This window comes from Streptomyces sp. NPDC043952, from assembly GCF_056435325.1.
Map to the genome: position 1 here is coordinate 163,828 of NZ_JBWKES010000006.1, position 11,875 is coordinate 175,702.

General features: G+C 72.9%; 11 protein-coding genes. 5 read left to right on the forward strand and 6 right to left on the reverse strand.

The window, feature by feature from the left end; genetic code table 11:
- Positions 1 to 36: 36 nt before the first annotated feature.
- The 6 genes from AC069R_RS09510 to AC069R_RS09535 all read right to left on the reverse strand — a co-directional run bounded on the left by AC069R_RS09510 (position 37) and on the right by AC069R_RS09535 (position 6,061).
- Positions 37 to 1,485: a phytoene desaturase family protein gene (locus AC069R_RS09510; RefSeq protein ID WP_478765952.1), complete on the reverse strand. Its 1,449-nt coding sequence runs from the start codon at positions 1,483 to 1,485 to the stop codon at positions 37 to 39.
- On the reverse strand, positions 1,482 to 3,470 hold the full coding sequence (locus AC069R_RS09515) for a S53 family peptidase (RefSeq protein WP_478765953.1): 1,989 nt from the start codon (positions 3,468 to 3,470) through the stop codon (positions 1,482 to 1,484). The genes AC069R_RS09510 and AC069R_RS09515 overlap by 4 nt, the downstream gene beginning before the upstream one ends.
- A gap of 109 nt (positions 3,471 to 3,579) precedes the next feature.
- Positions 3,580 to 3,789: a M23 family metallopeptidase gene (locus AC069R_RS09520; RefSeq protein ID WP_478765954.1), complete on the reverse strand. Its 210-nt coding sequence runs from the start codon at positions 3,787 to 3,789 to the stop codon at positions 3,580 to 3,582.
- 21 nt (positions 3,790 to 3,810) lie between these two features.
- Positions 3,811 to 4,647, reverse strand: coding sequence for a hypothetical protein (locus AC069R_RS09525; protein ID WP_478765955.1), 837 nt, complete (start codon positions 4,645 to 4,647; stop codon positions 3,811 to 3,813).
- A gap of 176 nt (positions 4,648 to 4,823) precedes the next feature.
- Positions 4,824 to 5,873, reverse strand: coding sequence for a hypothetical protein (locus AC069R_RS09530; protein WP_478765956.1), 1,050 nt, complete (start codon positions 5,871 to 5,873; stop codon positions 4,824 to 4,826).
- Positions 5,870 to 6,061, reverse strand: a complete 192-nt coding sequence (locus tag AC069R_RS09535) for a hypothetical protein (RefSeq protein ID WP_478765957.1) — start codon at positions 6,059 to 6,061, stop codon at positions 5,870 to 5,872. Before AC069R_RS09535 ends, AC069R_RS09530 begins: the two co-directional genes overlap by 4 nt.
- A 452-nt stretch (positions 6,062 to 6,513) precedes the next feature.
- On the opposite strand from AC069R_RS09535, the gene AC069R_RS09540 reads away from it, so the two are divergent.
- The 5 genes from AC069R_RS09540 to AC069R_RS09560 all read left to right on the forward strand — a co-directional run bounded on the left by AC069R_RS09540 (position 6,514) and on the right by AC069R_RS09560 (position 11,825).
- Positions 6,514 to 7,983, forward strand: a complete 1,470-nt coding sequence (locus tag AC069R_RS09540) for an MFS transporter (protein WP_478765958.1) — start codon at positions 6,514 to 6,516, stop codon at positions 7,981 to 7,983.
- 194 nt (positions 7,984 to 8,177) lie between these two features.
- Entirely contained in the window at positions 8,178 to 8,735 is a 558-nt protein-coding gene (locus AC069R_RS09545) for a MarR family winged helix-turn-helix transcriptional regulator (protein WP_478765960.1), read from the forward strand.
- A 212-nt stretch (positions 8,736 to 8,947) separates the two neighbouring features.
- Positions 8,948 to 10,390, forward strand: a complete 1,443-nt coding sequence (locus AC069R_RS09550; RefSeq protein ID WP_478765961.1) for a DUF2252 domain-containing protein — start codon at positions 8,948 to 8,950, stop codon at positions 10,388 to 10,390.
- Between the two features lie 243 nt (positions 10,391 to 10,633).
- Positions 10,634 to 11,446, forward strand: a complete 813-nt coding sequence (locus AC069R_RS09555; RefSeq protein WP_478765962.1) for a hypothetical protein — start codon at positions 10,634 to 10,636, stop codon at positions 11,444 to 11,446.
- Positions 11,447 to 11,495: 49 nt separating this feature from the next.
- Positions 11,496 to 11,825: a rhodanese-like domain-containing protein gene (locus tag AC069R_RS09560; protein WP_397987240.1), complete on the forward strand. Its 330-nt coding sequence runs from the start codon at positions 11,496 to 11,498 to the stop codon at positions 11,823 to 11,825.
- Positions 11,826 to 11,875: the final 50 nt, after the last annotated feature.

An 11,875-nucleotide genomic window follows, 5' to 3' on the forward strand; every position in this document is an offset into this window, starting at 1 on the left:
ATTCGTTTCCGGCCTCTGCTCTCTGTGAGGAAGGTCTCATGCCTGTGGCCGGATTGTTCGTAGAGGGTCCCGGCCGAGTTCTCGCAGTGCCGAGCTCGCGGCGTTGTGGCCGCACATGCCGTGCACGCCCGCGCCCGGTGGCGTCGCCGCCGAGCACAGGTAGACGCCGGGGATGCCCGTCGCGTACGGGTCGAGGGCCGGGCGCGGGCGGAATGCGAGCGAGACGAGGGAGTTGGCGCCGGTGAGGATGTCTCCGCCGACGTAGTTGGGGTTGTACGCCGCCAGCTGGGCCGGGGTGCGGGCGGACAGGCCGACGACGCGGTCGAGCAGTCCGGGGGCGTACTGCTCGATCCGGTCCAGGACGGCGGCCGTCGCGTCGCCGTCGTAGCCGTGCGGGACGTGCGCATATGCCCACACGGGATGGATGTCGCCGGCCGAACGCCCGGAGTCGGCGAGGTGCTGCTGGGCGACCAGTACGAAGGGGCTTTGTGGCATCCGCCCGCGGGACACCGCCTGTTCGGCCTCCGCGATCTCCTCCGCGGTGCCGCCGAGGTGGACGGTGCCCGCCGTGCGGCACACCTCGGCGCGCCATGGCACGCCTCCCTCCACCGCCAGGTCCACCTTGTACGCGGCGGGCCCGTGCCGGTAGCGGGTGTAGGCGCGTCGGACGCGGGCGGGAAGACGCGGACCGCACACCCGCGCCGCCGCGTGGGGAGCCAGGTCGAGCAGGATGGTGCGGGCGGGGGGAAGGTCTCGCAGGGAACGGACGGGGGTGCCCGTTTCGATGGTGCCGCCGAGTTCGACGAGACGGGCGGCGAGCGCGTCGGCGATGGCCTGAGAGCCCCCGCGGGCGACGGGCCAGCCGTGCCGGTGCGCGGCGGCGGTGAGCATGAGTCCGATGGCGGAGCTGCCGGGGGCGGCGAGCGGTTGCAGCGCGTGGGCGGCGATCCCCGCGAACAGGGCACGGGCCGCCTGGCCCCGCCATCGGCGCAGGGTCCACTGCGCGGGTTGGGCCGCCAGAAGCCCGAACCTGCCCGTCAGGACGGGGTGACGGGGCAGCCGCGCCAAGGGGCCCATGAGGTCTTCGCTCAGAGCGTCGTAGCGGGCGGTCAGGGGTGAGAACAGACGACGCCAGGCCGGGCCGTCGACGCCGAGACCCCGCACGGTCGCGGCCAGCTCGCGCTGGAGCACGGCCGCGCGGCCGCCGTCGAGGGGGTGGGCGAGGGCGGTCTCGGTGTGCTCCCAGCGCAGCCCGTGGCGTTCGAGGCCGAGAGTGCGCAGGTAGGGCGATGCGACAGCCATGGGATGCACCGCGGCGCAATGGTCGTGGAGCAGGCCGGGCACGGTGAGCTCGCTGCTGCGCGTCCCGCCGCCGATGGTGGTGGCGGCTTCCAGGACGGTCACGGAGAGGCCCGCCCGGGCGAGCGTGACGGCGCCCGCGAGGCCGTTCGGCCCTGCTCCCACGACGATGGCGTCGGCGGTCACCGCAGGGCGCCCTTGGTGTGCTGGAACCAGCGCAGGTATCCCGGCGCGGGGGACCCCAGGCCCGTGGCGTCGTCGTAGCCGTGGTGCGCGGGCAGGCCGAAGTCATGGCCGAGCGTGTAGAGGATGTAGCGCTGGGCGCCGGTGGAGGTGTCGGTGTCGGGGCCCTCGTCGCGGACCACGGTGAGGGGCGAGGATCCGGCGTGCGCGGGCCGGTCGGTGACGTCGTGGAAGGTCTGGGGGCGGGAGCCGGAGAGTGCGTACAGGAGCGGGTTGGCGAAGCCGATCCGGTGCCCGGAGGCCTGTTGTGCGTCGGCTTGGACGGCAGCGAAGGCGGGCGCCGCCGCGGAGGTGCCGCCGGATCCGATGAGGTGGAAGGTTCCCGCGTCGGTGAACCCGACCAGTACGGGCAGTGCCCCGTCACCCTCCATCGCGACGTCGGGTGTCGCCCGGTGCCCGGTGTCGCCGGTGCCGCGGCCGCGCTGGTACCAGGGCTGCGGGAAGTCGCTCGCGCCTCCTCCGCCGCCGAAGGCGAAGACGCCGGGGATGGGCCCCCAGGGTCCCTTGCCCGTGTCGGTGCGGATGGACAACTCGTCGCCCATGCTGGTCTCCCAGGCGTAGTCGCCGTGCCGGTCGAGGGCGAGGGTGGTGCCGCCGACCGAGGTCACCCACGGGGAGCCGCTGGGGAAGTCGGCCTGGGCGCGGGTGGTCTTCGGGTCGCAGTTGACGCCGGTCTGAGCTGCCCGGGGCGAGGAGTCGCCGCAGTCGCCCGCCGCGAAGTGGACACCGATGCCTTCGGCGGCGGCTTGCTCGAACAGCAGGTTCCACGACGCCACCAGCGCGGGTGTGAGGTGGCCGGGGCTGGAGTGGATGATCTCCGCCCAGGAGTTGGAGATGACGTCCGCCCGGCGGCCGTCGATGATGTACGACTCGGCGTCCATCAGGTCGTTGTCGAGGCAGGAGTTCGCGCCGACGTACAGGATGTTCGCGTCCGGGGCCAGGCCGTGGGCGAGGTCCACGTCGAGCGCTTGTTCGCCGGCCCAGGTGCGCGGGGGCGCGGGGGCGACGCCGACATGCCAGTCGGCGGGCGTCACATGCTGGCGGTACTGGCCCGGCCGGAAGCGACGGTCGCCGGTGGCGCGGGTGTAGCGATCGGAGTCCGCGGCCACGTCCGGCGATCCGTAGGCATCGACGATGGCGATGGTGGAGCCGTGCCCGCTGGCGCCCTTGGTGCCGGCCCCGTAGGCGTGGCGCAGCTGGGCGGGGGTGTAGGGGCAGGGCGCGTAGGTGGAGGTCCTGCCGTACGCCTTGGGCATGTCGGTGGCGGGCTTCTCACCGAAGTGCCCGGAGCAGACGGCGCCGTCCGCGGGTACGTTCAGGGCGGGCGACGGAGTGGACAGCGGGTGGGCCGCGCCAGGGGCCGACAGGCCGGACACGCCGAGCACGGTGGCGCCGAGGGAGGCGGGCACACTGAGGTCGCCGGTGGGGGCGTCGCTCGTACCGCGGCCGGTGCGGTAGCTGTGCAGCCCCGTACCGAAGGCCCGCTGGACGGCGCGGGCGGGACCCTCGATGGCCAGGTAGTGGGAGGTGCGGCCGGTGACGGTGAACCCGGACCCAGGCAACCAGGCGGTCACGGCGCGGACCTGATGAGTGGTCGGGCCGAAGCGCCGCTGGTACTCGGCCGGGGTGAGGTAGGGCCGGTAGTGCGGGCTGCGGGGATCGGTGATGTCACGCAGGAGCGCCACGAGCCCTTGCGGGTCACGGGAGCCGAGGTAGACCCGCGCATCGATGTGCCGATCGCCGGGCACCGGGCCGGAGTCGGTGGCAGGCGTCGCGAACGCGGGCCGGGATCCCGTCAGCGGATGCCGGTCGGCCGCGTGGGCCGCGGGCAGGAACCCGGCGGTGCCGAGCAGCGCGGCGCAGGCCGCTGCGACCAGGGACCGGCGGCGCAGATGACGTGGCGGGCGTATGAGGGCATGCAGGGACACGTATACGGACCTTCTGGTGTGGGAGCGCCGGAGGGCGCGCAGCGCAGAGCAGTCCGGCACGAACGGGGCTTCTCGCCGTACCGGACGCCGGCCGCTCAGGAACGGGGTGCTACGTGCGGATGGTCCGGCCCCGGCACAGCGGGCCCGAGACTCCTTCGAATTCCAGGTCGAGGCCGATGCCGTCGCGCTCGGCGTGGATGTGCAGGTGCGGCTCGGTGCTGTTGCCCGAGTTGCCGATCTGGCCGAGCACCTGCCCGGCGCGCACGGTGTCGCCCTTGGCCACGGTCACGGTGCCGGGGCGCAGATGAGCCAGCTTCACGATCTCGGAGCCCGTGTCGATTCACACGTGGTTGCCGTACAGGGGCTGGTAGCGGATGAGGCCGGGTTCCTGATCGGCGATGTGGTCGGCGGCGGAGACGACGGTGCCGTCGCAGGGCGCGTGCACAGGCTTCCCGTAGACGAGGTAGCTCTCGTTCCTGCCGGACACGCCCTTGGCGCGGTTCCGCGACCGGCTGCCGCCGGGGCCGACCTGGATGATGTCCAGGGCACCCCGCTGTTCGGTGAAGGCGAAATGGTGGTTGAGGCCGCGCCCTCCGCCCTGCGCGATGTACCAACTGCCGCCCCGCAGGGGGAACACGAGGGGGCGGGAGACGGCTGTTCCCCAGCGGTGGCGTCGTGCCCGGACGAGCAACGCGCAGAAGACGCCGACCAGGACGAGGCCCACGACGGGTTCGGCGGCATTGCCACCGGAGACGGGCAGCCCGGCCAGACGCCACGCGGAGGCGAGGGCGACGAGCGCCCCGGCCTCCACGGGCCGGCGGATCCACCACGGAAGCCGAGCGGGGGTGAACCGGCCCTCCAGGGCCACGTAGCCGGCCGCCACCATGAGCGCCCGCCCGCACCAGACGATGCGGGAGGGCGCATCCCAGCACGCTGCGATGCGCAGGACGAGCAACAGTGTCAGGACGCTCCACGCGAACGCTCCGCGTACCTCCGGCGGGATGCGCAGGCGCGGTGGCCGGTACGCCCCCGGTTGGATCAGGAACTCGTCGAGTCGCTGGCCGTCCTGGCTGACGGCGAAGGCGAGGGCTCGGCCGGTGGTGCCCTCGATCACCAGGCCGTCGCGGCTGTCGCGTATGCCGGTGACGTCTCCGATGCGCGCGAGCGTGGCGTCCACGATCTCGTCGAGCCGTGCGCGGCCCGCGGCCCACGGCGGCGACCACGCGCGGCGCGAGATGCTCCCGGTCGGCGGCCTCGGCGGTGAGGAAGCGGTACAGGGCTTGCGCCGCGGCAGCTGCCGGCCCGTAGTCCGGCCGCCCCGCCTGGCGGGGCGTCGCCGGTTCCCCGGTCGTGTCACGCATCGGCCACACCGTCCTGTCCGGCCACCATGGCCACGGGGGTCATTCCGCCGGTGGGCAGCGGTGCCCAACGGCGTTGCTTCAGCCGGTCCTTGACGGACCGGAAGCGCCGGGCGAGCGACTGGTAGTCGTCGTCACGCAGGCAGGTGCAGTCCGCGCCGATCATCAGCAGGCCGAAGCAGATGAGGCCCATGAAGGCCATGATGCCCAGATGCAGGCCCTCCAGGGCCACGGTGTTGGCCTTCCGGACCCATGGGCGGGCGGAGAGGATGGCGAAGGGCAGCGCGAGTTCGATGAAGATCGTGAAGTAGCACACGGCGGTGCCCACGAACGCGTTGTTCATGAGATGCGCATAGGCCGACGACATCTCGAAACCGGTGATCCGGCTGATGTAGTACATGGCAACGCCGTCCTGCCACATCTTCCCCGTGATCTTCCAGTAGCCGGCGGCGAAGTACAGCACCGCGGTCTGGAAGACGATGAGAAAGGCGGCCAGGTTGTGCAGCACGGTGGGGACCGTCGGCTGTTCCTGTTCCCGCATCCGTGCGCGCCGCTGCTTCGCGCCGGGCGCGAAGTAGGCGTTGGAGACGGTGAAGACCATGAACAGGATGAGGATCTGGGCGAGGTTGCCACCGCCCTCCAGGACGTCCTGGTTGCGGTTGTGCAGCGACCACATCATCACGGCCTGCACCAGGGTGAGCACCCGGCCGCCGAAGATCATGAAGGCCAGGGCGACCAGGATCGCGGCGTGGAAGACGATCTCGAACCAGAGCGTGGAATGACTCCATAGGAAGATCGAGAAGTTCCAGCGCGGCAGGGCGGCCTTCGCCGTGGAGATCGAGTCGTAGGAGTCCGGCCCCCACAGGAAGCGCCGCTTCGAGTAGTCGGACAGGCAGTACAGAACGGTGGCGAAGCCGATGACGACACGGAGGATGGCCACGCCGATCAGCCGGTGCCTCCTGCTCGCGAACCGCACCAGTACATCGGTCAGCCGAGCCGCGACCTTGCGCCATCCCCTGCCCAGCAGGGCGAAGACCCCGGTCATTCCGCCACCTCCGGTACGCAGGTCAGCCACGACGTCGCCAGAATTCCCCGTTCGTGCCGCTTCGGCCTGGGCGTCTCGTACCGCGCCGAGAACGGAACCATGGGGCGGTTCTTGAAGGTCGCCTGGACGGCGGTGATCTGCGCGTCCGGGTAGAGCGCCTTCGCTTGCACCGAGAAGAACCGCTGCATCTCCTCGAAGTCGGGCTTGAACTGGGCGTCGAGGCGTTCGCGGGCGGCCGCGCGCGCTGTCGCGGGCAGCCCGGGAAAAGTCTCACGTACTCGACCAGGTGCGCTCCGGAGAGCACCCAGGAGCCGATCGCGTCCAGCTGCTGACGGCTCGCTTCGAACTCCCCAGGCTGGTGGCGGTGTTCCCTCTGAGCGTCCATGCCTGTCTCAGCCGTGCAGGACGGGCGCTGTCGCCTTCTCCGTGTCGGTGGCGGCGGATGGCCCGGCGTCCTGGCTGGAACCTTGGATGAGGGTGAATGCGGCCAGACCGGCGATGCCGAGGGTTCCGGGGTTCCTGGGGTGCGTGCAGGAAGCCGTTTCCCGGTGCGTTCGCCGAACGAGACGGGCGGCTCCCGTTGCCGTGATCGAAATAGAACGCTAGCCAAGTATTTCGGTGACCGATGTAATCTGGGGGTATGGGCACCGACACGCGACCGCATCCGTCCCTACGCCGCGGGCTCGCCCTGCTCACCTCCGAGCGGGCCCGCCCCGAGGCGGTCCGCGCACGGCCGAACAGCTGGTGGCTGGCCGTGGCCGCGGTGTGCTTCGGCGCCTTCATGGGCCAGCTCGACGCCAGCATCGTCACGCTCACCTACGGCGGTCTGCGCACCGATTTCCACGCCTCGCTCGCGGCCGTCGAATGGGTTTCGCTGGCCTATCTGCTGGCCCTCGTGGCGCTGCTGGTGCCCGCGGGACGACTGGCCGACGCACACGGCCGAAAACTGCTCTACCTCTACGGCTTCGCCGTCTTCACCCTCGCCTCCGCGGCCTGCGGCTTCGCGCCCTCGCTGGCGGCCCTCGTGGCGTTCCGCGTGGTCCAGGCGGCCGGCGCGGCCATGATGCAGGCCAACAGCGTGGCGCTGGTGACCACCAGCGCGCCCCGCGAGCGGATGCGCGGCGCGCTCGGGGTGCAGGCCGCCGCGCAGGCCCTGGGGCTGGCCCTGGGACCGACGGTCGGGGGCGCCCTGGTGTCGACCCTGGGCTGGCGCTGGGTGTTCTGGGTGAACGTGCCCGTCGGCGTCGTCGCGCTCGTCGGCGGCCACTATCTGCTGCCCCGCACCCGCGCCCGCACCCAGGTCACCCGCTTCGACGGGCCGGGACTCCTGCTGCTCGCCACGGCCACCACCGGGACCCTGATGGGCGTCTCCGCCGCCTCCGGGCTGCCGGTGCCCGGCTGGGGAGTGGCCGCGCTGTTCGTGGTCGCGGCCGTCGCGGGATGGGCCTTCGTACGGCGCCAGCGGCAGGCCGCCGCGCCCCTGCTCGACCTCGCCCTGCTGCGGGTACGGGCGGTGGCGTACGGCCTGGTGGGCGCCCTGAGCGGCTACCTGGTGCTGTTCGGGCCGCTGGTGCTGGTGCCGGTCGTACTCACCGCGCGCGGCGCCTCCGAGCTGACCGCGGGGCTGGTGCTCACCGCGCTGCCGGCCGGGTTCGCGCTGGCCGCGACCGGGGGCGACCGGGTGCTGCCGCGCGGCCTTCCGGACCGGGGGCGGTGCCTGGCCGGGGCGGGAGTATTCACCGCCGCCATGGCCGCGCTGCTGGTCGTGCCGCCGGGGATCGGCGAGCTGGTGCCGCTGCTCGCGGTGACCGGGCTGGGGCTGGGGATGTTCACCCCGGCCAACAACGCGCTGATCATGGGCGCGATACCCGCGCGGTCCTCCGGGACGGGCGGCGGGCTGGTGAACATGACACGGGGGCTGGGCACGGCGCTCGGAGTCGCGCTGGTCACGCTCGCGGTGCAGGTGGGGGGCGGCGCGGCGGCGGCCGGGCGGGACGGGAGCCAGGAGGCCGCCGCGGTGGTCCTGGTGGCGGCGTCGGTGGTGGCGGTCGGGGCGGCTTGGTTCGGAGCGGGGGAGGGGGCGCGCCCCGAGAAGCCTCTCCCTGAATGACCCGGAGCGCCTTCACTCCAGGTGGCCCCGGAGACCTCCGATGAGAGGCCCCGTCTTACGCCCCCCGGTGAGCCCCCGCCCCCTGGTGAGCCCCCGTCCCCTGGTGAGCCCCGTCCCCTGGCGGCCGGCGTCGGGGGTGTCCGAGCCCCGGACGGACCGGCCGTCTCCGGATGCCGCCCGGCTAGGCTTTCCGCATGTCCGCGCAGCCACGCCCCGACGTCTCCGCGCCCGGTCCCGCCGCCCAGACGCGGACCGGCCCGGCCGGTGAGACGCGGCCCGGCCCGGCCACAGGGGCTCCCGAGGCCCGTCTGCTCACCGAGGCCGTCACCCGGCTGCGCCGCGCGCTGCGCTCCTCGATCCGCACCGACTACCCGTGGGAGACCCTCCCCATGGCGCAGGTCGAACTGCTCCAGGTGCTCGGGGAGCACTCCCCCGCACGGATCAGCGACCTCGCCGCGCGCCGACGGCTGGCGCCGAGCACGGTCAGCGGGCTGATCGGTCAGATGATCAGCGCGGGACTGGTGGCGCGGGACGTCGACGCCGCCGACCGCCGGGCCTCCGTCGTCACCCTCACCGACGCCGGCCGCGAAAAGCTCGCGGCCTGGACCACAGCGCACGAACGCCGCATCGACGCCGCACTCGGCGCCCTGGACGACGACGCCCGCGAAGCCATCGGGAACGCCCTGCCCGCGCTGTTCCAACTCGCGGAGAACCTGGGCGGGGAGACGGGAGAGGCACCGGCGGAACGGTGAACCGGCCGCCGGCGCACCGGACTTCTCGGACTTCTCGGACTTCTCCGTGACGGGCGGGCGCGGCCCGGCACGCGTGAGTTATCCACAGCCGCCGGGTTGTCCACAGGAGCTGACGCGGTTTCCCGCACCGGTTGTACGGTCGTGCCGAGTTGATGTTCGTCTCGATGCGTACGGGGGAGGCGGTCGCTGTGACCGGGAGCGGTGCGGGCGTGATGAGTGAGCCGCGGCAGGAGGAGCGCGGGGAGCTGGGGAAGCGGCCCGAGGACGGAGCGCGCAGGCTGCCACGGGTGCGCGGGTTCGCCGCGTGGCCCCGGCAGGGCTCGCCCAAGGAGGAGGGCAAGGCACTGCGGACAAGCGTCCCGCGCAGCGCCCATGCCACCTTCGAACCGGACGCCGCCCGCCCGGACGCGGTGCGTGCCGTCATCGAGTCCAACGCCGGCCGGATAGCGGAGCTGACCCCGATCCGCGTGGGCCGGATGGCGGCCACCCCCTTCGCCTTCCTGCGGGGTTCCGCCGGACTCATGGCGTACGACCTGGCCCGCACCCCCGTGACCGGGATAGGCGCACAGCTCTGCGGCGACGCGCACGCCGCCAACTTCGGGCTGTACGGCGACGCCCGCGGCGGCCTCGTCATCGACCTCAACGACTTCGACGAGACCGTGCACGGCCCCTGGGAGTGGGACCTGAAGCGGCTCGCCACCTCCCTGGTGCTGGCCGGCCGCGAGGCCGGTGCCGACGAGGACACCTGCCGTGCCGCGGCGCGCGACGCGGCCGGCGCCTACCGCCACACCATGCGGCTGCTGGCGAAGCTCCCGGCGCTGGACGCGTGGAACGCCATCGCGGACGAGGAGTTGGTCTCCCACGCCGACGCCCACGACCTGCTCGGCACCCTGCAACGGGTCTCGGAGAAGGCGCGGGCCAACACCAGTGGCCGGTTCGCGGCGAAGTCGACCGAACCGCACCCGGACGGCGGGCGGCGCTTCACCGACGCCCCGCCGGTGCTGCGCCGGATACCGGACGCCGAGGCCGCCGCGGTCGCCGCGTCCCTGGAGCAGTACCTGACGACCCTGCCCGAGGACCGCCATCCCCTGCTCGCCCGGTACACGGTGCACGACGTGGCCTTCCGCGTGGTCGGCACCGGCAGCGTCGGCACCCGCTCGTACGTGGTCCTGCTCCTCGACCACCGCGAGCATCCGCTGGTCCTCCAGGTGAAGGAGGCCCGCCCCTCCGCGCTGCTCCCGCACCTGGCCACCGCCGGCTTCGCGACCCCGCCGGTCGCGCACGAAGGACGCCGGGTCGTGCGCGGGCAGCAGCGGATGCAGGTGGTCAGCGACACCCTGCTCGGCTGGACCACGGTCAACGGACTGCCTTTCCAGGTACGGCAGTTCCGCAACCGCAAGGGCAGCGTCGACCCGGCCGCCCTCGCCGCCGACCAGCTCGACGACTACGCCCGCATGACCGGCGCCCTGCTGGCCCGCGCCCACTCCCACAGCGCGGACCCGCGCCTGATCGCCGGCTACTGCGGCAAGAACGAGGACCTGGACAACGCCATCGCCACCTTCGCCCTGACCTACGCGGACCTCACGGAGTCCGACCACGCGACCCTGCTCACGGCGATACGGGCGGGACGGATAGCGGCGGAGCTGGGCGTGTAGGGGGGGCGGGGGCAGGTGTGGGCAGGTGTGGGGAGGGGAGGGAGGGAGGGGGGAGGGGGAGGGGGGCGCCCCCGAGGTGTGGGGAAACGAGCGACTGGCCACCACGAACCCGCACCCGTCAACCGGCCCACCTCTCCCACGCCGTTCCGCCCCCGCACCCCGCCCACCCCACGAATCCGGCTCCGACCCGGCCGCCCCCCTCCGTCCCGGCTTCACGCCGAGCGCAGCGACTACGCTGGGCGGGTGAGCACCCCGGAAGCCGAACAACCCCACGCCCCCCGCCCCGAGGCGCGGCTCGAGAAGGCCGTGCGGGCCGCCGAGCAGGCGTTGATCGAGTACGAGATCGCCGTGGAGACCTTCCGCGTCGAGGTCGAGAACTTCTCCCGGCTGCACGAACAGCGTCTCGGCCCGCTCTACCTGCGCCTTGAGGAACTGGATGCCGAGATCGCCGAGGCGACGGCCGCCCGCACCGGTGACCCGGAGGATGTGCGCCGCGCCCAGGAGGCCCGCGCCAACGTTCTGCCGATCCCCGGCGTCGAGGAGCTGATGCACGGCTGGATGGACGGCCACGGCCTCTATCCCGAGGCCGCCGCCATGCTCACCGACCAGGCGGTACGCCCCCCGGAGCGGGTACGGCCCAGCGAGGAGGCCCGCAAGCTGTACCGCGACCTCGCCCGCAAGGCCCACCCCGACCTGGCGCAGGAGGAGGACGAGCGCACCCGGCGCGAGGAGTTCATCACCCGCGTCAATGCCGCCTACGCCCGCGGTGACGAGGCCCTGCTGAAGGAACTGGCCGAGGAATGGGCGGCGGGACCGGTACCGCCCGAGCGGCGCCCGAGCCCCGCCGAGGAGCTGTACGCCCGCCTCGAATGGCTCTCCCAGCGCAAGGAGCTGCTCAACCTGGTCGCCCGCGAACTGGAGGACGGCGCCATCGCCGGCATGCTCCGCCTCGCCCCGGACGACCCCGACGCGCTGCTGGACGAGATCGCCGACAAGCTCCGCGCCGACATCACCCGGCGTGAGGAGGAACTGACGGCCCTGCTGGCGCAGGACTGAACCGCGTCCGTCGTCGGGTAGCGTCGGAGGCATGAATTTCGGAGCTGGTGTGCCCACCGTCGGTGTCACGGACCTCAAGGACGACGACTTCCTGCTGGACGTCCGCGAGGACGACGAGTGGCAGGCGGGCCACGCCGAGGGAGCGCTGCACATCCCGACCAGTGAGTTCGTGGCCCGGTACGGAGAGCTGACCGAGGCCGCCCCGCAGGACGGCCGCGTTCACGTGATCTGCCGCTCCGGCGGCCGGTCCGCCCAGGTCACCATGTATCTGGTGCAGCAGGGCATCGACGCGGTGAACATCGACGGCGGCATGCAGTCCTGGGCCGCCGCGGGCCGCCCGGTGATCACCGACGACGGCCGTCCCGGCCACGTCCTCTAGCCCACTGGCTCCGCTCGTCCCCTTCGCCCGCGGACCGCTCGCGTGCGGCT

What these genes read in the sequence shown, in the direction of transcription:
- AC069R_RS09540 (WP_478765958.1), top strand. Translation starts at nt 6,514, where the DNA reads ATGGGCACCGACACGCGACCGCATCCGTCCCTACGCCGCGGGCTCGCC.
- AC069R_RS09550 (WP_478765961.1), top strand. Translation starts at nt 8,948, where the DNA reads ATGAGTGAGCCGCGGCAGGAGGAGCGCGGGGAGCTGGGGAAGCGGCCC.
- AC069R_RS09545 (WP_478765960.1), top strand. Translation starts at nt 8,178, where the DNA reads ATGTCCGCGCAGCCACGCCCCGACGTCTCCGCGCCCGGTCCCGCCGCC.
- AC069R_RS09535 (WP_478765957.1), bottom strand. Translation starts at nt 6,061, where the DNA reads ATGCAGCGGTTCTTCTCGGTGCAAGCGAAGGCGCTCTACCCGGACGCG.
- AC069R_RS09530 (WP_478765956.1), bottom strand. Translation starts at nt 5,873, where the DNA reads ATGACCGGGGTCTTCGCCCTGCTGGGCAGGGGATGGCGCAAGGTCGCG.